Origin of the sequence: Occultella gossypii, assembly GCF_019947135.1 — a bacterium.
Lineage (GTDB): Bacteria > Actinomycetota > Actinomycetes > Actinomycetales > Beutenbergiaceae > Occultella > Occultella gossypii.
The window spans coordinates 453,989-479,671 of record NZ_JAGSHT010000002.1; the positions used below are offsets into that span (position 1 = coordinate 453,989).

Sequence of the window (25,683 nt, forward strand, 5' to 3'; positions counted from 1 at the left end):
ACCTTGATTGCCTACTATCAAGGCCAGGGGCTTGATTAGAGAGGATCAAGCCTGAGCGAGTGCCGACAGGGCGAGCCGGTAGGAGTCGGTCCCGAAGCCGGCCACGGTGCCGGTGGCGACGCCGCCGATCACGCTGTTGTGCCGGAACCGCTCCCGGGTGGCCGGGTTCGTCAGGTGCACCTCGATCAGCCGGAGGCCGGACGTGGTCACCTGGGCGGCCGCGTCCCGCAGCGCATAGGAGTAGTGCGTGAAAGCGGCCGGGTTGAGCACCACGTCGCGACGCGCGTCCACCGCCTCGTGCAGCCAGTGCACGAGCTCGGCCTCGTCGTCGCTCTGGCGCACCTCGGCGGACAGGCCGAGGGCGGCGGCCCACCCGGCTATCGCCGCGGTGAGTCCGGCGTGGTCGAGGGCGCCGTAGACGTCGGGCTCGCGGGAGCCGAGCCGGCCGAGGTTCGGGCCGTTCAGGACGAGGACACTGGTCACAGGAACTCCGGGGGGTCATCGGTGGACGTGGCGGGTCGCGCGGTCTCCTCCGGCTGCGGCACCGGCAGCGCGGGCTCGGTGCTGACGGCGACGTAGGCGGCCAGAAGCAGGTCCTCGGAGGGCCCCTCGAGCCGGGTCGGGGACGCCGGCCCGTCGAGGATCACGAACCGCAGCGTCGCCCCCCGGGTCTTCTTGTCCCGGCGCATCGCGGTCAGCAGGTCGTCCCAGCTCCCCGCCGGGTAGCTGGTGGGCAGGCCGAGCGAGGTGAGGATCCGGCGGTGCCGGTCGACGACGCCGGCCTCCAGGTGCCCGGCGAGGTGGGCCAGTTCCGCGGCGAACACCAGGCCGACCGAGACGGCCTCCCCGTGCCGCCAGCGGAAGTGCTCGTGGTGTTCGATCGCGTGACCGAACGTGTGCCCGTAGTTGAGGATCTCGCGCAGGTCGGCCTCGCGCAGGTCCGCGGAGACCACGCGCGCCTTCGTGGCGACCGCGCGTTCCACGAGCTCGCGCAGCACCGGTGCGGACGGGTCCCGGGCGGCGTCCGGATCGGCCTCCACCAGCTCGAGGATCCGGGGGTCGTCGATGAACCCGCACTTGACCACCTCGGCCAGCCCGGCGGCCAGGTCCGCAGCGGGCAGTGTCTCGAGGGTGTCGAGGTCGCACAGCACACCGACGGGCGAGTGGAACGCGCCGACGAGGTTCTTGCCCTCGGCGGTGTTGATCCCGGTCTTGCCACCCACGGCCGCGTCGACCATCCCCAACAGGGTGGTGGGCACCTGGATCACGCGGACCCCGCGCAGCCAGGTCGCAGCCACGAAGCCCGCGAGGTCGGTGGCCGCTCCCCCGCCGAGTCCGATGACGACATCGTCACGGGTGAAGCCGGCCAGGCCGAGCTGTTCCCAGCACCGGGCGGCGACGGTCGCGGTCTTCGCGTCCTCGGCGTCCGGGACCTCGCTCAGGTGCACCTCGTACCCGGCGCCGGTCAGGGCCGTCCGGATCCGCTCGGCCGAACCGGCCACGGCGCCCTGGTGGACCACGAGGACCCGGCGGGTGCCGGCCCCGATCAGGCCCGGCAGCTCGCCGGCCAGGTCGCGCCCGATCAGGACGTCGTAGCCGCGTTCCGCAGTGACGCCGATCCGGGTGATGCTCACGGGGCGGACACCTCGGCCAACACGGCGTCGCGGACCTGCTCCGGGGACCTGTTGTCGGTGCTCACCTCGACCGTGGCGAGCGAGGTGTACACGGGCCGGCGAGCCTCCATCAGCAGCTGCCACTGCCGGCGCGGGCTCCCCACGAGCAGGGGGCGGTTGCCGCTCAGCCCGACCCGGGGAGACGCATGCGCCAGCGTGACGGACAGGTAGACCACCCGCCGGCCCGCCAGGGCCGCCTGGGTGCCCTCGTCGAGCACCGCTCCCCCGCCCAGGGCGAGGATGCCGTCGTGCTCAGCCAACGCCGTCGCCACCGCCGCGCGCTCCAGGGCGCGGAACGCGTCCTCGCCGTCGTCGATGAAGATGTCCGAGATGCTGCGCCCGGCGGCGGTCTCGATGTCGTGGTCGGTGTCCCGGAACGTGGTGCCCCAGGCCCGGGCGAGCAGACGGCCCACGGTGGACTTGCCGGCCCCGGGGGGCCCGATCAGGATCAGCGCCGGGCCGTTCGTCGTGTCGCTCATCGCATGGTCTCCGGGATCGCCTCGAGGTAGGACGCCACGTTCCGCGCCGTCTCGGTGATCGAGTCGCCGCCGAACTTCTCCAGCAGGGCCTCCGCGAGGACGAGCGCCACCATGGCCTCGGCGACCACGGCAGCCGGCGCCGCGGCACAGGTGTCGGAGCGCTGGTGCAGGGCGGTCGCGGACTCGCCGGTGGCGACGTCGATGGTCTCGAGGGCTCGCGGCACCGTGGAGATCGGCTTGAGCGCCGCGCGCACGGCAAGCACCTCGCCGTTGCTCATGCCGCCCTCGACCCCGCCGGCCCGGTTCGTGCGCCGGCGCACGCGGCCGTCCGCGTCACGGGTGATCTCGTCGTGCGCGACGGAGCCGCGCCGGGCAGCGGTCCGGAACCCGTCACCGACCTCGACGCCCTTGATGGCCTGGATGCCCATCAGCGCACCGGCCAGGCGGGCGTCCAGACGGCGGTCGCTGTGCACGTAGCTGCCCAGGCCCGGGGGTAGCCCGTACGCGAGGACCTCGACCACACCGCCGAGGGTGTCCCCGGCCTTCTTCGCGTCGTCGATCTCGGCGACCATCGCGGCGGAGGTCTCGGGGTGGAAGCTGCGGATCGGGTCCGCGTCCAGGGCCGCGACGTCATCGGGACCGGGTTGCGGGGCGTCCTCGGGGGTGCCCACCGGGCCGACCGAGACCACGTGCGAGACGAGCCGGATGCCGGCGGCCTGCTCGAGCAGGGCGGCGGCAACGGTGCCGAGCGCGACCCGGGTGGCGGTCTCGCGCGCGGAGGCCCGCTCGAGGACGGGGCGGGCGTCGTCCAGGTGGTACTTCTCCATCCCGACCAGGTCCGCGTGGCCCGGCCGGGGCGTGGTCAGCGGCTTGTTCCGCGACTTCTCGCGTGCGTCGCCGGTGCCGGCGTCGACCTCGAGCGCGCTCGCCTCGACCGGGTCGGCGGCCATCACCTGCTCCCACTTCGGCCACTCCGAGTTGCCGATCTCGATCGCGACCGGCGAGCCCATCGTGACCCCGTGCCGGACGCCACCGAGCAGGCGCACCTCGTCCTGCTCGAACTTCATCCGGGCACCCCGGCCGTGGCCGAGGCGGCGCCGGGCGAGCGCGGCCCGGATCTGCGCACTACCGACCGTGACACCGGCCGGCACCCCCTCGATGATCCCGACGAGCGCTTGGCCGTGTGACTCCCCGGCCGTCAACCATCTGAGCATGACCGTCAGTCTCCCACGGACCCGGTGCCGACCCGGGCGCCGTCCGGCACGCGGGCACCGCGCCCGCCGGACGTCTCAGGCCATACCGAGAAGCGCCGGACCCCAGGCGACGCCGACCACGCCGCCCGCCACCAGCCACGGCCCGAACGCGACAGCGGTGCGCCGGTCCGCCTTCGTGGTGGCCAGCAGGATCACCGCGAACAGACCGCCGAGCACGAATGCCGCGAGGATCCCGGCGGCCACGGCGGCCCAGCCGGTCCAGCCGAGGACCAGGGCGATCAGGGCACCGAGCTTCACATCGCCCAGGCCGAGGCCGGTCGGGCTGGCCAGGCACAGCAGCAGGAGCCCGAGACCGACCGCGGCCGCGCCGGCGAGCGCACGCAGCAGGTCCGGCCATGCGCCGGTGCTGGCTGCCGCCACCACGAGTGCGACGAGGACGACGGCGAACGCCGGCAACACGATGACGTCCGGTAGCCGGTGGGTCGCCACGTCCACGACGACGAGCAGCGAGCACGCCAGCGCGGCGACCGCCAGCGCCACGAGCTCGGCCCAGCCGCCGGCGACGGCGGCGGCCCCGGCGCCACCGAGGCACGCCAGCATGGCGTGCAGGCCGGAGTTGGGCAGCGTGGACTCCTCCCCTGCGAGAGTCCGCAGCCACGGGGTCAGGATCAGCGCCACGAGGCCGGTCAGCGCACCACAGACCAGCACCACCACGGGATCGCCCATGGGGTCAGTCCGCCAGCGCCTGCATCAGGGCCGAGCGCATCGCCTCGACCGGGCCCGGGCGCCCGGTCATCAGACGGACCTGCTCGGCGGCCTGATGCAGCAGCATCAGATAGCCGGGCGAGATCGAACCGCCGGCCGACCGCCACGCGGACGCGATCGCCGTCGGCCAGCCCTCGTACACGACGTCCAGCAGCACCTGATCGGCTTCGAGCGCGACGCCGTCGAGCAGGCCGACCAGGGAGTCCGCGGCGCCGTGCGGCAACGTCGAGATGACCACGTCCGCGCCGAGCAGCTCGCTGCGAGCCCGGTCGGTGTCGATCGTGACGTACTCGGGCGTGACGCCCATCCGGCCGGCCGCGCGCATCACCACGCCGGCGCGCCCGACGGACCGCATCAGGACCACCGGAGCGTGGATGCCGAGCTCGCCGAGCGCGGCGAGGGCGGCCGCGGCCGTGGCACCGGCGCCGATGATCACGCCGCGGCGGGCGTCCGCGCCCGGCGCCTGTGGGGTCGCCTCGCGCAACGCCTGGACCAGACCGTGCACGTCGGTGTTCGCGCCGATCAGCAGCCCGCCGGGCTGGAACAGCAGCGTGTTGACGACGCCCACGACCTTCGCGAGCGACTCCACGTGGTCACTGAGCGCCATGGCGCGCTGCTTGAGCGGCATGGTCAGCGAGAGCCCGGCCCAGGAACTGTCCCGGCTGCGCACGAATGCCTCGAGGTCCGGCTCGTCCACGTCGTGGAGCTCGTAGGTCCAGTCGGTCAGCCCGAGCTCGGCGTAGGCGGCCCGGTGCAGCACCGGAGACAACGAGTGTGCGACGGGGTGGCCGAGCACCGCCGCGTGATGGCTCATGCTCAGCCTTCGTCCTCCGTCGTCTCCTCCGGCGCCGCGGTCTGCTCGGCCAGCCAGTCACGGTACATCTGTTGGTTCACGAGGTGCTCGTCGTAGTCGGCGGTGAACCGCGTTTCCCCGGTGGTCGGGTTGACCGTGACGAAGTAGCACCAGTCGCCCTCGGGCGGGTTCAGGACGGCGTCGACAGCGCCCGGGCCCGCGGCCCCGATCGGCGTCGGCGGCAGCCCTGGAACGATCCGGGTGTTGAATGGATGCTCCGTCTGCCACTCCGTGCGCGTGATCTCGGTCGCGATCCTGTTCAGTCCGTACGCATAGGTGGAGTCCATGCCGAGGGTCCCGTCTCCGGTGCAGCCCGCGAGCCGGTTCTCGAGCACCCGAGCGACCCTGTTCCAGTCGTCCTGGTTGGCGACCTCGGCTTCGACGATCGAGGCCTTGATGAGGAGCTCCGCGCGGTCCTCGGCGGGCACGTTCCGCTCGTCCAGGTTCGCCACCGTCAGGTCGACCATCTGCTGCAACACCGTGCTCGGCGTGGACTCCGGCTGGACCGTGTAGGTGGACGCGAACAGCCAGCCCTCGATCTCGCCGCCTGCCTCGGGAGGCAGGTAGGACGCGGCGACCTCGGCGGCGGCCGCGGCGACATCCTCCTCGGTGACCCCGAGCCGGTTCGCGATCCGCGCGTAGATCTTCGTGGCACGCCAGCCCTCGGGGATCGTGATGGTGAGGTCCGAGCGGCTGGCCGGGTCGAGGAGCGCGGCGACGGCGTCCGCGGCGTTCATCTGGGACTGCAGCGTGTAGGTGCCCGCCTGGATGCCCACGGCGTCCGGGTTGTTGCTGTAGGCCTGCACGAACGCATCGCTCGTGGCCACCACGTCGTTGTCGACGAGAGTGGTCGCGATGTCGGAGCCCGTGTCGCCGGTGTTGACCACGATCTGTACCTCGCCGGTACCGGGCCCGGGGTAGTCCGAGATGGTTTCGGTTGCCGACCCGTCGCCCGCCAGCATCGGACGGATCAGCACCCAGGCGCCCCCGATGAGCAGTGCGATCGCGACGAGCATCACGATGAACGTGATCAGGTTGCGGCGCCGCTGAGCGCGCCGCTTGGCCTGGCGCCGGCGCTGTGCGCGGCGTCGCGAGGCAGCCCGGTCCGGTTCCGGATCGGTGGCACCCGCCAGGGGTTCGTCGAAGAGGTCGGTCACCGTTCCTCCTCCTGGGATGTCGGTTCGTTCACTGTGCCGCCGCTCTCGATGGCCGTGCCGGGCGGCCGGCCGAGGTGACGTTCCTGGTCGAGCGCAGCCTGCAGGATCATGGTCGCGGCGACCTGGTCCACTACTTGTCTGTGTTTGCGCCCGGCCCGTCCCGACGCGTGCAGGGCCTGGTGTGCCGAGACGGTCGTCAGCCGTTCATCGACGAGGCGCACAGGAGTGGGGCGGACCGCTAGTGCAACCGCCCTAGCGTACGCGCGAACCCTGAGAGCCGCAGTTCCCTCCTCGCCGGACATGCTCCGGGGCAGGCCGACGATGACCTCGATGGCGTCGTTCTCGGCCACGATCTCGGCGAGCTCGTCGATGCCTCGGCCGGGGCCGGAACGTGCCACGGTACGCACCGGTGTGGCCAGCATGCCGTGCGGATCGCAGCGCGCCACACCGATGCGGACGGTGCCGACGTCAACACCGATCCGCACGCCCGTCCGCATGCCCTCGGGGCCGTCAACCACCGATGGCGTCCAGGTCCGCGGTGATCGCCGTGAGCGCCTCGGCCAGCGCCCCCGCGTCGGTGCCCCCGCCCTGCGCGATGTCGTCCTTGCCGCCACCGCCGCCGCCGAGCCGGCCGGCCGCCGTCCGTACCAGGGCGCCCGCCTTCGCGCCCGCGGCGCGGGCCGCCTCGTTCGTCGCCACGACCACCACCGGGCGCTCCTTGACGAGGGCGCCGATGGCCACCACGGAACCGGAGGCGTTGCCGAGCCGGTCCCGGACGTCCAGGGCGAGGCTGCGCACGTCGTCCGTCGAAGCGACCTCACCGATGTCGGTGGTCACGACGAGCAGGCCGCCGTGCGTGGCCGCCTGCGCCGCGAGCGTGCCCGCCCCCGCGAGCAGCTGTCCCTGACGCAGCGCCGCGAGCTCCTTCTCGGCGTCCTTCAAGCGGGTGAGCAGGCCGGAGACCCGCTCCGGCAGCTCCTCGCTGCGGGCGCCGACGAGTTGGGAGAGCTGGCCGACGAGCGCATGCTCGCGCGCTCCGTAGCTGTAGGCGCCCGCGCCGACGAGTGCGTCGATGCGACGCACGCCGGAACCGATGGACGCCTCGCCGAGGAGGGTGACCAGGCCCAGTTCCCCGGACGTGCGCACGTGGGTGCCACCGCAGAGTTCCTTCGACCAGTCCCCGCCGATCGAGACCACGCGGACGCGGTCGCCGTACTTCTCGCCGAACAGGGCCATGGCGCCCTGGGCGCGGGCCTCGTCGAGTCCCATGACCGCGTCGGTCACCTCGAGGTTCTCCGCGAGCTGGGTGTTCACCCGTTCCTCGATCTCCGAGAGCACACCCGCGGGCACCCCGGATCCGGACCGGAAGTCGAACCGGACCCGGCTCGGCGCATTCTCGGAGCCCGCCTGGGTGGCCGAGTCACCGAGCGACTCACGCAGCGCCTTGTGCACCATGTGCGTGGCGGTGTGCGCGCGGCTGATCGCCCGACGGCGGTCGCTGTTGATCGTGGCCGTCGCACCCTCGTCGAGGGTCACGTCGCCGTCCACGAGCCGGCCCCGGTGCACGGGCATGCCCTTGACGGGCGCCTGCACGTCGTCCACCTCGACCAGGCCACCGCCGTCCAGCACGATCGTGCCGTGGTCGGCGAGCTGACCGCCGGCCTCCGCGTAGAACGGGGTGCGGTCCAGGATGATCTCGACGTCGGCGGGGGCGTGTGCCTGCGGCACCGCCACGCCGTCGACCAGGATCGCCGCGACCCGCGCGGGCGCGGTGTGGTCGGTGTAACCGAGGAACTGCACGGGCGCATCCAGCTCGGACTGCAGGCCCTGGTAGACCTGTGTGTCGACCCCACCGCTGCGCTTGGCGAGGGCATCCGCGCGGGCGCGCTGACGCTGCTCGGTCATGAGGGTCCGGAACGCCTCCTCGTCGACCTTCAGGCCCTGCTCCGCGGCCATCTCGAGGGTCAGGTCGATCGGGAAGCCGTAGGTGTCGTGCAGCGCGAACGCCTGGTCCCCGGCGAGCAGCGTGCCGCCGGAGGACTTCACCTTCGCCACCGCGGAGTCAAGGATCGTGGTGCCGGAGTCGAGAGTGCGCCGGAACGCCTCCTCCTCGCCGTACGCGATCTGGGAGATCCGCGCGAAGTCCGACTCCAGCTCCGGGTAGGAGGCCTTCATCGCGTCCTTGGACACCGGCAGCAGGACCGGGAGGGTCGGCTCGGTGACGCCGAGGAGGCGCATCGCGCGCACGGCTCGGCGCAGCAGCCGGCGCAGCACATAGCCGCGTCCCTCGTTCGCGGGCTTGATGCCGTCGGAGATGAGCATCAGGGCCGAGCGCACGTGGTCGGCAACGACGCGCATCCGCACGTCGTCGTCGTGGTTGTCGCCGTAGCGCTTGCCGGAGAGCCGCTGCGCCGCCGCGATGACCGGGAACACCTCGTCGATCTCGTACATGTTGTCGACGCCCTGCTTGAGGAACGCGACCCGCTCGAGGCCCAGACCGGTGTCGATGTTCTTCTTGCGCAGCTCGCCGAGGATCTCGAAGTGGTCCTTCGTGCCGCCGTCCGCGCGCTCGTACTGCATGAACACGAGGTTCCAGATCTCGAGGTAGCGGTCCTCGTCGGCGATCGGTCCGCCCTCGACGCCGAACTCGGGACCCCGGTCCACGTAGATCTCCGAGCACGGGCCGGCCGGGCCGCGCGCGCCGGTGGACCAGTAGTTGTCCCGCATGCCGCGGCGCTGGATCCGCTCGGCCGGCAGGCCCGCGATCTCCTGCCACAGCCCGAACGCCTCGTCATCGTCCTGGTACACCGTGACCCAGATGATCTCGGGGTCGAACCCGAGCCCGCCCTCGTCCTCGGAGCCCGTGATGAACTCCCAGGCGTACCGGATCGCCTCCTCCTTGAAGTAGTCACCGAAGGAGAAGTTGCCGTTCATCTGGAAGAACGTGCCGTGCCGGGTGGTCTTGCCGACCTCTTCGATGTCCGAGGTGCGCACGCACTTCTGCACGCTCGTCGCGCGCGTCCACGGCGGGGTCTGCTCCCCCGTCATGTACGGGATGAACGGGACCATGCCGGCGATCACGAACAGCGTGGAGGGGTCCGGGGAGATCAGCGAGGCGGACGGCACCACGGTATGGCCGCGGTCGGAGAAGTAGGTCAGCCAACGGCGTCGGATCTCGGCGGTGCGCATGGGTCCTCGTTCGGGGATAGATCGGGGCGGACCTGCCGGCGGCCGGCAGGGCGCTGCTCGGTGGCGCTCGGAGCGCCTAGAAGAACTCGTTCTCGTCGTCCGGGTCGTAGCCACCGGACTCGGCAGCGGCGCGACGGTCGGCGGCGCGACGCTCCTCGCGTACCCGGGCGGCCCGCGCCTGCTCCTCCTCGGATGGCAGCAGGGCAGCGGTGAGGGCCGCCTCGTTCTCGGCCATCGAGGCCCGGAACGTCTCGCCGAGCTCCTTGGCGGTGGTGGCGAGCTCGGTGATCGAGTCCGCGATGCCGGCAGGGCTGACCGCGTGGGCCACCTTGCCGACGGTGTTGTTCAGACGGCCGACCTGGCGCAGCACCAGCACGGTGACGCCCACGCCGACGCCGATCCAGAACAGCCGCTTCACTTCTTCTCCGCCTTGCCGAACAGGCCGCGCACCGCCAGCGAGAAGGCCGCCACCTTGATCAGCGGCGCGCCGACGGTGGCGGCGACAAGGGACGTCATCGCCGACACGTTCGTGGAGACCTCGGCCACCGCCGTCGTGACCGTGTCCACCTTGGCGATCTGGCCGTTGGTGGACGTGATGGTCTGCGCGGCCTCGTCGATCACCGGGAGGGTGTGCTCGGTGATCTGGGCCAGGGACGTGCGCGCCTCGTCCATGACGCGGCCGAGCTTGAACAGCGGGATCGCGAGCGCTCCCACGAGCAGCACGAACGCGATCGCCGCGATCAGACCTGCGATGTCTCCCAATGCCATGACGGTGCCTCCTGAGGCTTCTGGGGCGGGGGGAAGATCCTCGGGGCGACACTACCCGTTTCGGCTCGGGAACCGGGTACCCGAACCGGAGTCGGGTGCTGAAACGAACCCACCCCGGGTACGGCCATGGTGCGGCCGTCCCGGGGCGGGCTCGATGCTCCGACGATCGTCTGCTGCGTCAGCGCGAGTAGTGCTCCACGACCAGCTGGACCTCACAGGTCACGGGGACCTCGGCGCGCTTCGGGCGGCGGACCAGTTCGAAGCGGAGCTTCTCGAGGTCGACGCTCAGGTACTCGGGCACCTGGGGCAGGACGTCCCGGTGGGCGCCGGCGGCGGCCACCTGGAACGGCACCATGGTCTGGCTGCGCGGCTTGACCTGTACGACCTGGCCCGGCTTCACGCGGAAGGAGGGGCGGTCCACGAGCTTGCCGTCGACCAGAACGTGGCGGTGCACCACGGACTGGCGGGCCTGGGCGATGGTGCGGGCGAAGCCGGCGCGCAGCACGAGGGCGTCGAGACGCATCTCGAGCAGCTCGACCAGCGACTCACCGGTCAGCCACGGCTCGCGGCGGGCCTCGTCGAAGGCGCGGCGAAGCTGGACCTCACGCAGCCCGTACTGGGCGCGCAGACGCTGCTTCTCCTTCAACCGGACGGCGTAGTCGCTCTCGGTGCGGCGACGGGCGCGGCCGTGCTCGCCCGGCGGGTACGGCCGCTTCTCGAAGTACTTGACGGCCTTCGGCGTGAGGGCGAGGCCCAGCGCGCGGGACAGTCGCACCTGGCGGCGCGTGCGGTTCTGTGATGCCATGCGAAATGTGTTCCTGTCGTGTTATTGATGACGTCACACCACTCCTCCGGCGGATGCCGGTGTGGTGTGGGGCCGACTCCCGATCGCGTCCCTGACGGGTGCGCGACCCTCGGCTAGGGCCCCAGGTGTCCGAACGGACAACCCAGAAAGTCTACCGCACCGATCGGGGCCGCATGGCACAGTGGCTGGGAACGAAGGGAGCCGCGTGACCGTCCTGTCCTACCGCCCGGCCGAGGTCCTCGGGCGTTGCCATGACCGATTCGGCCCGGTGCTACGTGTTGGTGGCCGGCGCGGGTTCGCATACGTGCGTGGCGAGGCAGCCAACGCGGCCGTGTTCGCGGCCTCGGACCGGTTCCGCTGGGAGGAGGCCTTCGCCGGTCTGGTGCCGGTGGACGGGCCGACCTCCATGATCGTCTCGGACGGGGCGCAGCACCGGCGACGGCGCCGTCTCGTGCAGCCCGCCATGCACCATCGGCAAGTCGCCCACTATGTGCAGATCATGGCTGCCACGGCGGACGAGGCCATCGATGGTCTGCGGCCCGGCACCGACGCGGACGCCTACGCCGTGTTCCGTGGCGCCATCCGGCGCAGCACCATCCACGCGTTGTTCGGGCCCGACCTCGCAGCGGACGCGGACGCTCTGGGGCGGAGTCTGCAACCGCTGCTGGACCTGGTGGACGGTCTGCCCGCCGCCACCGACTGGCACCGACGACTGCGCACGCCTGCCTGGCAGCGCGCCGGCCGGGCCCGGGCGACGCTAGACCGGCGCATCCGCGCGGAGATCGCCCGCACCCGCCTCCTCGGCCCGCGTGCGGGCGATCACGTGCTCGCGACGCTGGTCAACGGCCGCGACGACGACGGCGACGGCCTCACCGACCGGGAGATCCGGGATCAGGTCGTCACCCTGATCGCGGCCGGCTACGAGACGACCAGTTCCGCCATGGCGTGGGCGATCTACTCGCTCGCGACGGAACCCGCCGTGTGGGCGACCGCACGCGCCGAGGTGCGCGACGCCGTCGGCGACCGGCCACCGGGACCGGGCGACCTGCGCGACCTGCCGTACCTGGCCGCCGTCGTGAACGAGACGCTGCGCCTGTACCCGCCCGCGGTCGTGACCGCGCGATACGTGGCGCAGGACTTCGAGGTGGAGGGACGGCTCATCCGAGCGGGTGCGACCCTGCTGCTCAGCCCGTACCTGACCCACCGGATGCCCGAGTACTGGGACCGCCCACTCCAGTTCCGCCCGCAGCGGTGGATGCCCGGATCGGCCGAGTACACGAAGCCGGGCCCGGCGCGCTACCTGCCGTTCGGGGGCGGCCCGCATCGGTGCATCGGGGCGACCATGGCCACGACCGAACTGATCGTGATGCTGGCCCGGGTGGTCGCTCGCCTGGACCTGACCCTGCCCGCCCAGCGGATCCGTCCCACCGGATTCGCGGCGATGCGGCCTCGGGACGGCCTGCGCGTGCACGTCACCGCACGCCGGTGAGCGGCGCACGCGAGGCTGCTCCTACTCCAACATCGCCCGGATCCGGGCGAGCCGCTCGGTGAGGCCGCGCTCGTAGCCGCGGTCGGTCGGGCTGTAGTAATGCGTGCCCTGCAGGTCGTCGGGCAGGTACTGCTGGCGGGCCACTCCGTGCGGCTCGTCGTGGGAGTAGACGTAGCCCTGCCCGTGGCCGAGACGCTTCGCGCCGGCGTAGTGCGCGTCTCGCAGGTGCACCGGGACCAGCGGCACCTTGCCTGCCTGGACGTCGGCGAGGGCGGCGTTGATCGCGTTGTAGGAGGCGTTCGACTTCGGTGCGGTGGCGACGTGCACCACGGCCTGCCCGAGGATGATCCGGGCCTCCGGCATCCCGATCATCGCCACGGCCTGCGCGGCGGCCATCGCGGTCTGCAGCGCTGCCGGGTCCGCCATCCCCACGTCCTCGGATGCCGCGATCACGATCCGTCGGGCGATGAAGCGGGGGTCCTCCCCCGCCTGGATCATCCGGGCCAGGTAATGCAGCGCGGCGTCCACGTCGCTGCCCCGCATCGACTTGATGAACGCGCTGATCACGTCGTAGTGCTGGTCGCCGTCGCGGTCGTAGCGCACTGCGGCGACGTCGATCGCGCGCTCCACGGCCTCCAGGCCGATGACGGCGCCGCCGCTCCCGGCGCCGGACTGTGCCGTGCCGGCCGCGGCCTCCAGGATGGTCAGGGACTTGCGGGCATCACCCCCGGCCAGGCGAAGGAGGTACGCGCGGGCCTCGTCGTCGAGGGTGACCAGCCCGGCCAGACCCCGCTCGTCGATCAGCGCGCGGGTCAGCAGCGCATCCAGGTCCTCGGTCTCCAAGGGTCGCAGGGTGAGCATGATCGACCGGGACAGCAGCGGTGAGATCACCGAGAAGCTCGGGTTCTCGGTGGTCGCGGCCATCAGGGTGACCCAGCGGTTCTCGACCGCGGGCAGCAGGGCGTCCTGTTGTGTCTTGGAGAACCGGTGCACCTCGTCGATGAACAGCACCGTCTCGCCGCCGGACCCGGCCAGGCGGCGTCGAGCGTCCTCGATCACGGCCCGCACGTCCTTGACCCCGGCGGTGACCGCGGACAGCTCCACGAACCGCCGGCCCGAGACGTGCGCGACCAGGTAGGCGAGCGTGGTCTTCCCGGTGCCGGGCGGCCCCCACAGGATCACCGACGACGGCGGCAACGCCCCCGGTACGGGCGGGTCGATGAGCCGGCGCAGCGGCGACCCCGGCTCGAGCAGGTGGTCCTGGCCGAGCACCTCGGCGGGGACCGAGGGCCGCATCCGGACGGCGAGCGGGGCACCCTCGCGGGTCCGCGGCACACCGACATCGTCGGTGCCGGCAGCTTCGAACAGATCCACGCCAGCAGCCTACGCGGCCCGTACGACGCCGTCGGCCGTCGGCTCGGGGCAGCGGTCGTGACTGGGGGTGCCGGCGGGCTGTCATCATGTGTCCCGTGTTCGATCGCCTTGGACGTGACATCGCCCACCGCCCCCGCCTGACCGTGTTCATCTGGATCCTGCTGGTCGGTGGGTGCCTCACGCTCGCCCTGACCGGGGTCGGGGGGCAGGGCCTGTTCGACCGGCTGCACTCCGGCGAGCCTCGCGTTCCCGGCTCCCAGAGCCAGATCGGCTCCGACATCGTCGCCGACAACGACGAGACCGGCGAGACCATCTCGCTGGTTGTCCGGGGCGTGGATCTGGCCGATGCCGAGGCGGTGAGCGCCGCCGGCCGCGCCGCGGCCACCCTGCACACCACCCTGCTGGCGATCGACGGCGTGGAGTCCGTGGTGGACCCGTTCGTGTTCCCCGGCGGGCCGGCGGCCGAGGAGGCCGCCGCCTTCGTCTCGACGGCGCAGGACGGCTTCTTCGTCTCGGTCACTCTCGAACCGGACGCACCCGACGCCGCCCACGACGAGGTCGTGACCGAGCTCGAGGAGTTCCCCGCGACGGCCTCCGACGGGGCCACCGGGCTGGTCTCCAGTTCCCCGATCATCACCGACGAGATCATCGGTCAACTGCAGACGGACCTCGCCCGTGGCGAGGCCGTGGCGCTGCCGATCTCGCTGCTGATCATGATCGTGGTGTTCGGCGGCTTCCTGACGGCGGGGATGCCGTTGGCCGGTGCGCTCGCCTCGATCGCCGGTGGTCTGGGCGCCCTGTACGGCTTCTCCTACGTGCTGGACCTCGACTCGGTCGTGGTGAACGTCGTGACCGTCCTCGGGCTCGGCCTGTCCATCGACTACGGGCTGCTGATCGTGTCCCGGTTCCGGGAGGAGATCCATGCCGCGGCCGCCGCCGAGGCCGAGCTCGGCTCCGGCGAACGGCGCCAGCGGGGCAGCAGGGGCCGGCGCGGCGTGGATCCGGTCCTGGTCCGTGCCCTCCGGCGCACCATGACGACGGCGGGGCGTACCGTCACGTTCTCGGCCGTCACCGTGGCCGTCTCGATCGCCGGGTTGTTGCTGCTACGGCCCGACATCCTGAAGTCGCTCGGCGCGGCGGGGGTGTCCGTCGTCATCATCGCGGTGGCCTCGGCGCTCACCCTGGTGCCGGCGCTGCTGGTGCTCGTCGGGCGACGGATGCTGCGGCCCTCGGTGCTCACCAGGGTGCCCGTGCTCCGGTCCCTGATCGGCAAACTCGGCGATGTCGCGCCCGAGCACGGCTTCTTCTCCAGGCTGGCCGGCGCCGTCCAGAAGCGACCGTGGGTCGTCCTGCTGCTGACCACGGTCGTGCTGGGTCTGCTCGCCTCCCCCGTCCTCGGACTCCAGCTGCGGAACTCCACGACCGAGATGCTGCCCCGGGAGTCCGACCAGCGCGACTTCATCGACGTCGTGCAGGCGGACTACCCGCTCCTGGCGACGCCCGCGATCCAGGTGCTCGTCGAGGCCGACCCGGCGCAGGCCCAGGCGTTCGCCGACGAGATCGCTACGCTGCCGGACGTCGAGGGCGTGAACCCGCCCACCGCCGTCGGGACGGAGTACCAGCTGATCGGGGTGCGCCCGGACACCGACGAGGCCGGTGGTGAGGTGGCCACGGGGGTGGTGGAGGAGATCCGCGCCCTCCAGACCGGGGACGGTGCCCCGGAGCAGATCTGGGTGCTGGGCCAGGCGGCCAACCAGATCGACTTCACCGACGCACTCATCGAAGGGCTGCCGTGGGCGGTGGGCATCGTGGTCCTCGCGACGTTCATCCTGTTGTTCCTGATGACGGGCTCGCTCCTGGTACCGCTCAAGGCGCTGCTCATCAACATCCTGTCCCTCGGTGCCTCCCTCGGGATCACCACCTGGATCTTCCAGGAGGGGCACCTCTCCGGGCCGCTCGGGTTCACCTCCACCGGTGGCCTGGAGTCCTACGTGGTCGCCATCGTGATCGCGTTCGGGTTCGGCCTGGCGATGGACTACGAGGTGTTCCTGCTCGCCCGGATCAAGGAGTTCTACGACGCCACCGGCGACAACGACCTCGCGGTCCGGAAGGGCCTGCAGCAGTCCGGGCGGATCATCACGTCCGCGGCCCTGGTGATCGTGGTCGTGTTCGCCGGCTTCGCGACCGGGGAGCTGATCGCCATCAAGCAGGCCGGCGTCGCGCTCGCCCTGACCGTGCTCGTGGACGCGACGCTCGTGCGGATGCTGCTCGTGCCCGCCACGATGACGCTGCTCGGGCACTGGAACTGGTGGGCGCCGAAGCCGTTGCGCCGCCTGCACAAGCGGTTCGCGATCCAGCACTGAGGCACACACTCGTTCAGCAGTTGGAATTTGGCTGCAGGACGGTCTGACGGACCGAGGCGAGCCCTGGTACGCGTGTAACACCGATCGTCATGACCCGGAGGCGCCCGCTACGACGAAGCAGCGGGCACGACGTCGGTATGGCTGAAGTCGTTCCCCTTGAACAGGAGTTGCCGGCCCGACACGATCGCGAGGGCGTAGGCGAAGCAGTCGCCGTAATTCAGCTTCGCGGGCGACCCGGATCCTCTGCCGTACTGCAGATGCGCTCTGCGCGCCAGGGACGACTGTGCCTTGTCCACGGGCTCGATCGAGGCTCCCGCGGTGTCGATGAAGTCGTCGAGCAGCGTCTGGCGCTTCGCACCGAGCACGATCGACGCCTCCAGCACGGTGGCGGCCGAGATGCGGACGGCGGGCTCGGCCTCGATGAGCGCGGCGAACTCCGCCGCCTCGGGCTCTCCTTGAAGGATCGCCACGATCGCCGAGGTGTCGAGGATCATCGCGGCAGGCCGTCGCCGTCGTACAGGTCCGCATCCGTCAGAAGCGGCTCGCCGATCTGCCGGCTGGCAGTCCCCAGCGCGAGGAGCCGGTCCGCGATCCCCTCCCGAGCCGCCTCGTCGCGAGCCAGCGTCTCCGCCAGCGCCTCGCGTACCGCGCCCGTCAGAGTGGTCTGCCGCCGCGCTGCGAGGGCGCGAGCGAGCCGGTTCACCTCCGGGTCTTTGATGTTCATCGTTGCCACCCCTCGATTCTACCTCGTGGGGTAGAACGGGGAGGGAGGCGTCGCGTACCAGGGCGCCGGCACCCCGGGTCAGCGGTCGCATCCAGTTCACGCGCGGCGGTGCGTCTCGACCTCCTGCCCGACGGCGAAGCCGAGCCGCGTATAGAGGCGCCGGGCAGGCGCGTTGTCGGCGTACATGCCCAGGCTCACCTGCCCGGTGCTCGAAATCCCGCCGCGGGTCATCGCCGCGGTGACGGCCGCACCGAGGCCGCGGCCCCGCCACGCGGGCACGGTCGCGATGGAACCGAGGTGCACGGAGACCGGCCGCTGCGTCGTTCCGCCGATCGCCCGCAGACTCCCCTGCCCGTCGCGCCAGCCGAACCAGCGCGCCCCCTCCCGGTCCAGCGTCAGGTGGGTGGTCGGGTTCGCCGCCGCCTGTACGGCGAGGATCTCCTCGGCGTCGGCAACCGGATCCAGCAGGCGGACCGCGTCCTCACCCGGCGTCGCCGGAGGTGGCGCCTCGGTCCAGAGCCAGTCCCAGTGGGAGACCGTCGGCAACCCGAGCACGCCGGCGACGGTCGTGTCGAGTAGGTCCCAGGTGCCGCGCGTCAGGCTCGCCACAGCCACCTGCCCGAGGTGACCGGACTCGGCAACGGAAGGGCCGCCGTCGGGCGTGATGACGGCCGCCAGGACCGCCGCCAGGGCCGCAGGCTCCCCCACCCCGATCAGGGCCGCGGTGTCCGGGCGGGGCCGCGCGAGGAACAGCAGCGCGCGCTCGTCACCCCACGCGAGGGGGTCGGCCCACCGGTCGAAATCGTCGACAATGAACCGGTCGGCCGGCCATGGCGCGGGCAGGTCGGTGACGCTCCGGGGGCGCAGGGCCTCCGGCGGCGTCACCTCGCGTCGGTCGCGGCGCCGTCAGCCCCCTGGGCGTCGGCGGTGGCCGCCGGCTTGGGTGCCTTGAGCGGCGCGTCCACGCCGGCCTCCTTGCGCTGCTGCGCGGTGATCGGCGCCGGGGCCTGGGTGAGCGGGTCGAAGCCGCCGCCGGACTTCGGGAACGCGATCACCTCGCGGATCGAGTCCGAGCCGGTGAGGAGGGTGACGATCCGATCCCAGCCGAACGCGATCCCGCCATGCGGCGGGGCGCCATAGGCGAACGCGTCGAGCAGGAAACCGAACTTCGTCTGCGCGGACTCCTCATCCAGACCCATCAGCTCGAAGACGCGCTCCTGCACCTCACGCTGGTGGATACGGATCGACCCGCCACCGATCTCGTTGCCGTTGCAGACGATGTCGTAGGCGTAGCTGAGCGCGCTGGCCGGGTCGGTGTCGAAGGTGTCCAGGAATTCCGGCTTCGGGGATGTGAACGCGTGGTGCACGGCGGTCCACTTCCCGGCGCCGACGGCCACGTCACCGGCGGCCACCGCGGCCTCGGACGACTCGAACATCGGCGCGTCGACGACCCAGACGAACTTCCAGTCGGCTTCGTCGATGAGGTCGGTGCGGCGGGCGATCTCCAGCCGCGCGGCGCCGAGCAGTGCGCGTGCGTCGGCCACGGCGCCGGCGGCGAAGAACACCGCATCGCCGGGGTTCGCGCCGACCGCGTCCATCAGGCCGTCGCGCTCGGCGTCCGTGAGGTTCTTGGCCACCGGCCCGCCCAGCTCGGCGTTCTCGGAGAACGTGACGTACGCGAGGCCCTTGGCCCCACGCTGCTTGGCCCACTCCTGCCACGCGTCGAACTGCCGGCGCGGCTGGGAGGCGCCGCCGGGCATCACCACGGCGCCCACGTACGGTGCCTGGAACACCCGGAACGGTGTGGCCGCGAAGTAGTCCGTGAGCTCGGTCAGCTCGAGCCCGAACCGCAGGTCCGGCTTGTCCGACCCGAACCGGCGCATCGCCTCCGCGTAGGTCATCCGCGGGATCGGCGTCGGGATCGTGTAGCCGATGAGCTCCCACAGCGCGACCAGGACCCGCTCGGCGACGGCGATCACGTCGTCCTGGTCGACGAAGCTCATCTCGACGTCGAGCTGGGTGAACTCGGGCTGGCGGTCGGCGCGGAAGTCCTCGTCGCGGTAGCAGCGGGCGATCTGGTAGTACCGCTCCATCCCGGCCACCATGAGCAGCTGCTTGAACAACTGCGGCGACTGCGGCAGCGCGTACCAGGACCCGGGCGACAGCCGCGCGGGCACCAGGAAGTCGCGGGCACCCTCCGGGGTCGACCGGGTCAGCGTGGGGGTCTCGATCTCCACGAACTCCTCGGCGTCCAGGACGCGCCGGGCAGCGGCGTTGACCTTGGCGCGGAGCCGGATCGCGTGCGCGGGCGCGGGCCGGCGCAGGTCGAGGTAGCGGTACTTGAGCCGGGTCTCCTCGCCGACGGTGACCTGCTCATCGAGCGCGGTGGACACCTGGAACGGCAGTGCCGCGGCGGTGTTCAGCACCTCCACCTCGGTGGCGATGACCTCGACCTCGCCGGTGGCGAGGTTCGGGTTCGCGTTGCCCTCCGGGCGCTGCGAGACCTCGCCGGTGACCGCGAGCACGAACTCCGAACGCAGCGGGTGGGCAACGGACTCGTCTCGGATGACCACCTGCACGATGCCGGACGCATCCCGTAGGTCGATGAACGCCACCCCACCGTGATCACGACGGCGATCCACCCACCCGGTCAGGGTGACGGTGGAACCGATGTCACCGGCGCGCAGGGAGCCGGCCTTGTGGGTGCGAAGCACTGCTGATCCTTCCGAACGAGGAACGCCGGTGGGTTGCGCGGCGCCTGCACGATCCTAGTGCGCCCCGTGGCGCGGTTCAGCCCCCGGCGGTGCGGATCCCCGCGGCGAACGCGGCCACGTCGGAGATCCGGGCCCGGACCGGGTCCAGGACGAGCCTCTCGGCGACGTCGGCGACGGCGCGGTTCAGGTCCGCGCGGGCTTTGCGGGCGCGTCGTCTCGCGCCCACCCGCGCCACCACCGCCGAGATCAACGAGATGAGCAGCCCGAGTACGACGCCGGCGATGACGAGCACCGTCGGCCATGGCAGCGCCGGCAGTTCCGGCCACGGCGGGTCGGCCGGCACCGGGCCCAGCTGCGGCAGCCAGGTCACCGGCAGACCGAAGTAGCGCAGGGCCGCGAGGACACCGAGCCAGAGCACCCCGGCGGCCAGCATCGCGAACACGAGCCACTGCAGCGCCCCGACCACGCGGAACCAGCGTGGGTCGGAGCGCCCTGCGAGTGGCGTCGAGACGATCGCCTGGTCGAGAGCGTCCGGCAGGGCCGCGAGTGCGCCGGTGGCGCCGGCCCGCACGTACGAGCGCCAGGGTTCGGCGCTGCCGGCAGCGGTGGCATCGCCCAGGTCCCGCAGCGCCGTCGCGACCTTGGCGCGCTGGACCGGAGAGGCGGCCGGGATCGATGACGTCGCGACGACGGCTCCCCCCTCACCCCGCTCGGGCGCGGAGTCCAGGTGCAGCCGGCGCAGCGGGTCCCGTCGGAACCGGCCCAGCCAGCGGGTCACCGGCCAGCCGGTCGCGGCGCGGGCCCGGTGTCGGAACGAGCCGGCGACGGCGTCCGCCACCTCCTCGACGCCGGCGGACCGGGCCAGGGTGGTCACCAGGCGGCGCCGGTCCGGGGCGCCGAGCTCCGAGCCGGCCTCGGCCGAGTATGCAGTGCCGAGTTCGGCGGCGACCGTCGCGATGTCCGCGGACAGTCGGGCGTCGGCCGCGCGGCGCTCGGACACGAACCGGGCGATCACCTCCCGGAGGTCGTCCAGGCCCTCACCGGTGCGCGCGGAGACGGCCAGCGCCTGCACCCCACGCAGTCCGTCGTCGGCGAGCCGGTCGGTGAGGTCCGCCAGGACCGGTTCCCGGTCGCCCGGGGCGAGCAGGTCCGCCTGGTTCAGGATCGCGACGGTGACCTCGGCGTGCCGAGACATCGGCCGCAGGTACTGCGTGTGGACGACGGCGTCGGCGTACTTCTGCGGGTCCAGGACCCAGACGAGGACGTCCACCGACTCCGCCAGCCGGGCGGCCCGTAGGTGGTGCTCGGTCTGCACGGAGTCGATGTCCGGCAGGTCCAGAAGAATCAGGCCGGACAGATCTGTGCCGCCATGATCCGGGGCGACCTCGACCCGCTGGGTGACCTCCAGCCAGTCGAGCAGCGCGCCAGCCGGGGCCGCCGGTCCCCAGATGACCGCAAGGGGGTGCGACGTGGTGGGCCGCCTGGCGCCGACGGTTGCGACGTCCGTACCGGACAGCGCGTTGAACACCGACGACTTGCCGCTTCCGGTGGCGCCGGCCAGGGCGACCACGGTGTGCTCGGCGGACAGTTCCCGCCGGCGTCCGACCCGGGTGAGCACGCCGTGGGCACGAGCCAGCGGCGCGGCCGGCTCGGGCGGTTCGGTGCGGTGCGGACCGTCGACGCTGTGCCGGCCGTGAGCGGGGTCGGCGAGGGTCTCGGCGCCCACTCGGTCGAGGACCTCGACGGCGTCGCGCAGGCCGGCGAGCCGGGGGCCCAGGTCGGCGCGTTCGCCGGCGCGGGCCCGCGCCGTCACCCGTGCCATGGACGATCCGGGGCGGTCGGGTCTGCGGGACTGGTGCCTGGGGCAGCGGCGCCGGTGGTCGTACGTCGGGGAGCCGCGTCAGTCACGGTGTAGTCGGTCGACTCGATGACCCGGGGCGCCGCGGTGGGGAGTTCGGGTGGCTCGTCGGGTACGGGCCCGAGCGCTGCGGGTACGGGTGCCGACTCGAGGGCCGTGGCACCGCGTTCGAGGACCGCCTCGCCGCGCACCCGCAGTTCGGCGGCGACCGCGTCGGCGCCGGCCACCGGTGCGAGCAGGTCCTCGAACCGCTGTCGCTCGGTGGCGAGCAGCGCCGTGGCCCGCTCGGCGAAATCGTCCCGGGCGGCGGTGGCGAGCCGCCGGACGGCCTGGTCGCCGAAGATGGCCTCGAGGACCTTCTGGGCGACGACGGCGGTGCCGCCGGCCACGACGATCTCGCCGCCGACGAGGCCGCCGGTCGAGGCGAACACCACGATCATCAGGGCGACGCCGACACCGTTCACGCCGAACGCGAGGATGCGCGCCATGGTGCGCTTGCTCTGACCTTCACCGCGGACGAGGTCGAGCAGGTAGCCCTGCCACTGACGGACCTGTTCGGCGGCCCGCTCGGGAAAGCCGCTGGTGGCTCGGCCCCAGTCGCGTCCGTCCAGGAGGGCCCGGCCGGCGTTGTCCTGCCGCAGCGCAAACTGGGCGCGTTCCGCGGCGGCGTCGGCCTCGGCCACCAGGAGCGCCTGCAGGCCGGTGCCGATGGCCTCCTTCACCTCGACCTCGCGTTGCGGCCGTCCGGTGACGAACGCGGTCAGCTGGTCGCGGATCCGGCCCACCCGGCTCTCCAGGCCGCGGATGAAGTCTCCGGTGCCGATGAAGTCCTGCCAGCGGGCGAGGACCTCGCCGCGCAGCACGGCGCCGTCGGCGAACGCGTCGAGTGCAGCGTCGGAAGTGTAGGCCGTCGTGATCCGTTCGCGGATCTCCCGCGCGGCGCGCTCCTGGGCCTCGGCGGCTGCGGCGAGGTCTGACGCCTGCCTGGCCACATCCATCGTCGCGCCCGCGAGGGTCTGCCGGATCACGCCGGCGCGGGTCTCCTCGTCAGCGGTGAGCCCCAGGAGCCAGTTCCGTAGGTCCGTCACCAGCGGGGTGGGGAGCATGCCCCGCTCGTCGAGTGCGGTCTCGGGCAGCAGGAACAACGGGGCCCGTTCGAGCCCTTCGCTTGCCAGCATGGCGGCGAGGTCGTGACTGATCTCCGCCAGGACGGGCGGGGGCACCCGGTCGAGCACGACGGCCACGACCACCTGACGGCGGGAGGCATCCCGGAGCAGTTCCCAGGGCACCGCGTCGGCGTACCGGTTCGCGGTGGTGACGAAGATCCACAGGTCCGCGGCGGCCAGCAGCTGGGACGCCAGCTGCCGGTTCGTGTCGACCACGGAGTCGATGTCCGGGGCGTCCAGCAGCGCCAGGCCCTGCCGGAGCCCGTCGTAGGGCTGCAGCCGCAGGGCCGCTCCCCCGGCCTCGCCGGCGCCACCGGCGGGTGGCATGGTGCCGTCCCCGCGGACCCGCGGCAGCGACGGGAGGATGCGCTGATCGGCGAACCAGCGGGCATCGGCCGGGTGATGGATGAGCACCGGGTCCCTGGTCGTTGGCCGTAGCGCGCCCGGCCGGGTCAACGGCGCGCCGACGAGAGCGTTCACGAGCGTCGACTTCCCCGCACCCGTGGACCCCCCGACGACTGCGAGCAGCGGGGCATCGAGTTGGTCGTAGCGGGGCAGGATGTAATCGTCGAGCTGGTTCAACAACTGGGCCCGCAGACCGCGTGCGTGTTCGGCCCCGGGAACCTCCAACGGGAAGTGCGCAGCCTCGATCGCCCCTCGAAGGCCGGACAGCGCAGATTCCATGGCGCTGATCATGCCAGTGCGTGAGATGCCGCACATCTTCGTGTCCTACCCAGCGCCGAGGCCCTTCGTCCCGGTAGACTCGGGGCACCTGGAGCGCATCATGCCGCGAGAGGGCCCACATCACGACCCGCCGAGAGCGGGTGTTCACGTGCGGATGTCGCAGAGTGCGGCATCGCGAGGAGACGGGCCGATGCGGAGAAGGACCGTCCGGTCTGCCGGCTCCGCATTCGACGAAGGCCCCACCATGACTGAATCCGTCCTGTCCTCCGACGTGCCCACGCACGCCCCCGACGCCTCTGACGCGCCCGCCACGTTCGCCGACCTCGGCCTGCCGGCCGATCTGCTCGACGCAGTGTCCCGGATGGGGTTCACCACTCCGACCGACATCCAGGCCGCTGTGATCCCCGCCCTGCTCGCCGGCCGCGACGTCACCGGCGTGGCCCAGACGGGCACCGGAAAGACCGCCGCGTTCGGGCTGCCGCTGCTGGCGACGATCGACCCCGAGCAGCGCCGTGTGCAGGCGCTCGTGCTCACCCCGACCCGTGAGCTGGCCATGCAGGTCAGCGAGGCGATCGGCGCGATGGCCGCGGCGAGCCGCGGCGTGAACGTCCTGGCGATCTACGGCGGCTCCCCCTACGGCCCGCAGCTGCGCGGTATCCAGAACGGCGCCCAGGTCGTCGTCGGCACCCCCGGCCGCGTCATCGACATGCTCGAGCGCGGCGCCCTGGACCTCAGCGGACTGCGGTTCCTGGCCCTGGACGAGGCCGACGAGATGCTCCGGATGGGCTTCGCGGAGGATGTGGACCAGATCCTCACCCACGCGTCCTCCGACCGCCAGACGTCACTGTTCTCGGCGACCATGCCGCCGGCGATCCGCAAGGTCGCCCGCACCCACATGAACGACCCGGTCGAGGTCGCCACCTCGCGCCAGTCCTCCACCACCGACACGATCACCCAGACGTTCGCAGTCGTGCCGTTCCGCCACAAGATCGGCGCGCTGGCCCGCGTGCTCGCCACCACCCCCGCCGAGGCGGCCCTGGTGTTCGTGCGCACCCGCGGCACGGCGGAGGATGTCGGCTCGGCTCTCATCGAGCGCGGCATCAACGCCGCCACCATCTCCGGTGACGTCGCCCAGCGGGAGCGGGAGCGGATCGTCGAGCGCCTGCGCAACGGCACCCTGAACGTGCTCGTCGCCACCGACGTGGCCGCCCGTGGCCTCGACGTGGACCGGATCGGGCTCGTCGTGAACTTCGACGTCCCCGGCGAGCCGGAGGCGTACGTGCACCGCATCGGCCGCACCGGCCGCGCCGGCCGCACGGGCATCGCGCTCACGTTCCTGACCCCGCGTGAGAAGGGGCGCCTGCGCGCCATCGAGCGGGTCACCCGAACGCCGCTGACCGAGGTCCCGATCCCGACCCCGGCGCAGGTGAGCGCCCACCGCGCGACTACCGTGCTCGAGTCGGTGTCCGAACGGATCGACAAGGGCCGGTTGGAGTCCTACCGGGAACAGCTCGCCGAGTTCCTGCTCAACGCAGCGGACACCCCCGCCGGTGACCCGCTGGATGTCGCCGCCGCGCTGCTCGCGCTTGCAGTCGGGGACGCCGGGCCCAAGCCGTGGCGTGAGGGCGAGGACAACGCCGACTCCGAGTTCTCTGCCCGCTTCGACACCGAGCGCCCCGAGCGGGTCGCCCGGGGGGCGCACGAGGAGCGGCGCGTCCCGACCCGGCACCGCGCGTCCGGTGCGGGCACCGTGTACCGGGTGGCCGTCGGCCACACCCACGGCGCGCGCCCGCAGGACATCGTCGGTGCGATCACCGGCGAGGGTGGCCTGCGTGGCAGCGACCTCGGCAAGATCGACATCTTCAGCCGGTTCTCCCTCGTGGAGATCTCCGCGGACGTCTCCCCCGAGGCGTCCCGCCGGATCGGCAACGCGCGCGTCGCCGGCCAGGCCCTGAAGATCCGTCCTGACGAGGGCGGCCCGCGCCGCGGCCCTGGAGTCGGGGACGCCAAGGGTCACGTGGACAAGCCTCACACCGCCCGCGGCCAGTGGGACAAGCCCCACTCGAGCAAGCCCTACCGGGACAAGCCGGCCGGCAAGTACAACGGCCAGCGCCCCTCGCGCAGCGTTCCCCGCTGACCAAGCCTTGAACCGCTGAAGGACCCCAGCACTCGCGTGCTGGGGTCCTTCTGTCGTAGGGCCGAAGAGGATATCCCCAGGTTCGGTGGGGCTATTCCCTTTGTCTGCGGGCGGACGTAGGATAGTACACATGTTCGATCACGACGAGGGTGGTGTTCCGCGGGCGGCGGCGTCGTCGCTGGGGTGCTGTGCGCATTGTGTTGAGGTGGTTCGTGAGCCGGTGCGGGTGGTCGACTATGACGCGTTGGATGAGGCGGCGTTGGCGGTGTTG

At 72.1% G+C, this 25,683-nt stretch carries 22 protein-coding genes; 3 read left to right on the top strand and 19 right to left on the bottom strand.

Going from position 1 to position 25,683, the window contains the following annotated elements; genetic code table 11:
* Positions 1-45: 45 nt before the first annotated feature.
* From KCQ71_RS03220 to rpsD, 12 genes are all read right to left on the bottom strand, one after another.
* The gene (locus KCQ71_RS03220; protein WP_223402748.1) at positions 46-483 is read right to left on the bottom strand and encodes a type II 3-dehydroquinate dehydratase; all 438 of its coding nucleotides are present in this window, start codon (positions 481-483) and stop codon (positions 46-48) included.
* Positions 480-1,634: a 3-dehydroquinate synthase gene (gene aroB, locus KCQ71_RS03225; RefSeq protein ID WP_223402750.1), complete on the bottom strand. Its 1,155-nt coding sequence runs from the start codon at positions 1,632-1,634 to the stop codon at positions 480-482. Before aroB ends, KCQ71_RS03220 begins: the two co-directional genes overlap by 4 nt.
* Positions 1,631-2,152 carry a shikimate kinase gene (locus KCQ71_RS03230; protein WP_223402752.1) on the bottom strand — a complete coding sequence of 174 codons (522 nt, stop codon included), beginning with the start codon at positions 2,150-2,152 and terminating at the stop codon, positions 1,631-1,633. Before KCQ71_RS03230 ends, aroB begins: the two co-directional genes overlap by 4 nt.
* Positions 2,149-3,366 carry a chorismate synthase gene (gene aroC / locus KCQ71_RS03235; RefSeq protein ID WP_223402754.1) on the bottom strand — a complete coding sequence of 406 codons (1,218 nt, stop codon included), beginning with the start codon at positions 3,364-3,366 and terminating at the stop codon, positions 2,149-2,151. Before aroC ends, KCQ71_RS03230 begins: the two co-directional genes overlap by 4 nt.
* 75 nt (positions 3,367-3,441) lie before the next feature.
* Complete coding sequence (locus tag KCQ71_RS03240) at positions 3,442-4,092, bottom strand: prepilin peptidase (RefSeq protein ID WP_223402755.1); 651 nt, start codon at positions 4,090-4,092, stop codon at positions 3,442-3,444.
* 4 nt (positions 4,093-4,096) lie between these two features.
* The gene (locus tag KCQ71_RS03245; RefSeq protein ID WP_223402757.1) at positions 4,097-4,945 is read right to left on the bottom strand and encodes a shikimate dehydrogenase; all 849 of its coding nucleotides are present in this window, start codon (positions 4,943-4,945) and stop codon (positions 4,097-4,099) included.
* A gap of 2 nt (positions 4,946-4,947) precedes the next feature.
* Complete coding sequence (gene mltG, locus KCQ71_RS03250) at positions 4,948-6,141, bottom strand: endolytic transglycosylase MltG (RefSeq protein ID WP_223402759.1); 1,194 nt, start codon at positions 6,139-6,141, stop codon at positions 4,948-4,950.
* Positions 6,138-6,659 (bottom strand): Holliday junction resolvase RuvX, encoded by a 522-nt coding sequence (gene ruvX, locus KCQ71_RS03255; RefSeq protein WP_308116600.1) that lies wholly within the window; start codon positions 6,657-6,659, stop codon positions 6,138-6,140. Before ruvX ends, mltG begins: the two co-directional genes overlap by 4 nt.
* Entirely contained in the window at positions 6,652-9,330 is a 2,679-nt protein-coding gene (gene alaS / locus KCQ71_RS03260; protein ID WP_223402761.1) for an alanine--tRNA ligase, read from the bottom strand. The genes ruvX and alaS overlap by 8 nt, the downstream gene beginning before the upstream one ends.
* Before the next feature lie 76 nt (positions 9,331-9,406).
* On the bottom strand, positions 9,407-9,748 hold the full coding sequence (locus KCQ71_RS03265) for a hypothetical protein (protein ID WP_154794254.1): 342 nt from the start codon (positions 9,746-9,748) through the stop codon (positions 9,407-9,409).
* Positions 9,745-10,098: a DUF948 domain-containing protein gene (locus tag KCQ71_RS03270; RefSeq protein WP_223402763.1), complete on the bottom strand. Its 354-nt coding sequence runs from the start codon at positions 10,096-10,098 to the stop codon at positions 9,745-9,747. Before KCQ71_RS03270 ends, KCQ71_RS03265 begins: the two co-directional genes overlap by 4 nt.
* A gap of 178 nt (positions 10,099-10,276) precedes the next feature.
* Entirely contained in the window at positions 10,277-10,903 is a 627-nt protein-coding gene (rpsD, locus tag KCQ71_RS03275; protein WP_223402771.1) for a 30S ribosomal protein S4, read from the bottom strand.
* Between the two features lie 205 nt (positions 10,904-11,108).
* Here rpsD and KCQ71_RS03280 point away from each other — a divergent pair, with 205 nt between their 5' ends.
* Entirely contained in the window at positions 11,109-12,392 is a 1,284-nt protein-coding gene (locus tag KCQ71_RS03280) for a cytochrome P450 (protein ID WP_223402773.1), read from the top strand.
* Between the two features lie 21 nt (positions 12,393-12,413).
* Here KCQ71_RS03280 and KCQ71_RS03285 read toward each other — a convergent pair whose 3' ends face one another.
* Positions 12,414-13,766: a replication-associated recombination protein A gene (locus tag KCQ71_RS03285; protein WP_223402775.1), complete on the bottom strand. Its 1,353-nt coding sequence runs from the start codon at positions 13,764-13,766 to the stop codon at positions 12,414-12,416.
* Positions 13,767-13,852: 86 nt separating this feature from the next.
* Here KCQ71_RS03285 and KCQ71_RS03290 point away from each other — a divergent pair, with 86 nt between their 5' ends.
* Complete coding sequence (locus tag KCQ71_RS03290) at positions 13,853-16,129, top strand: MMPL family transporter (protein ID WP_223402776.1); 2,277 nt, start codon at positions 13,853-13,855, stop codon at positions 16,127-16,129.
* Between the two features lie 107 nt (positions 16,130-16,236).
* Here the strand turns inward: KCQ71_RS03290 and KCQ71_RS03295 are convergent, their stop codons facing one another.
* The 6 genes from KCQ71_RS03295 to KCQ71_RS03320 form a co-directional block, all read right to left on the bottom strand.
* Entirely contained in the window at positions 16,237-16,623 is a 387-nt protein-coding gene (locus KCQ71_RS03295) for a type II toxin-antitoxin system VapC family toxin (protein ID WP_223402778.1), read from the bottom strand.
* On the bottom strand, positions 16,620-16,853 hold the full coding sequence (locus KCQ71_RS03300; protein ID WP_223402826.1) for a type II toxin-antitoxin system VapB family antitoxin: 234 nt from the start codon (positions 16,851-16,853) through the stop codon (positions 16,620-16,622). Before KCQ71_RS03300 ends, KCQ71_RS03295 begins: the two co-directional genes overlap by 4 nt.
* Positions 16,854-16,949: 96 nt before the next feature.
* Positions 16,950-17,738 carry a GNAT family N-acetyltransferase gene (locus KCQ71_RS27520; protein ID WP_223402780.1) on the bottom strand — a complete coding sequence of 263 codons (789 nt, stop codon included), beginning with the start codon at positions 17,736-17,738 and terminating at the stop codon, positions 16,950-16,952.
* Positions 17,735-19,567: an aspartate--tRNA ligase gene (gene aspS / locus KCQ71_RS03310; RefSeq protein WP_223402782.1), complete on the bottom strand. Its 1,833-nt coding sequence runs from the start codon at positions 19,565-19,567 to the stop codon at positions 17,735-17,737. Before aspS ends, KCQ71_RS27520 begins: the two co-directional genes overlap by 4 nt.
* 76 nt (positions 19,568-19,643) lie before the next feature.
* The gene (locus KCQ71_RS03315) at positions 19,644-21,389 is read right to left on the bottom strand and encodes a GTPase (RefSeq protein ID WP_223402783.1); all 1,746 of its coding nucleotides are present in this window, start codon (positions 21,387-21,389) and stop codon (positions 19,644-19,646) included.
* Entirely contained in the window at positions 21,377-23,275 is a 1,899-nt protein-coding gene (locus tag KCQ71_RS03320; RefSeq protein ID WP_223402785.1) for a dynamin family protein, read from the bottom strand. The genes KCQ71_RS03315 and KCQ71_RS03320 overlap by 13 nt, the downstream gene beginning before the upstream one ends.
* Positions 23,276-23,519: 244 nt before the next feature.
* On the opposite strand from KCQ71_RS03320, the gene KCQ71_RS03325 reads away from it, so the two are divergent.
* On the top strand, positions 23,520-25,412 hold the full coding sequence (locus KCQ71_RS03325) for a DEAD/DEAH box helicase (protein ID WP_223402787.1): 1,893 nt from the start codon (positions 23,520-23,522) through the stop codon (positions 25,410-25,412).
* Positions 25,413-25,683: the final 271 nt, after the last annotated feature.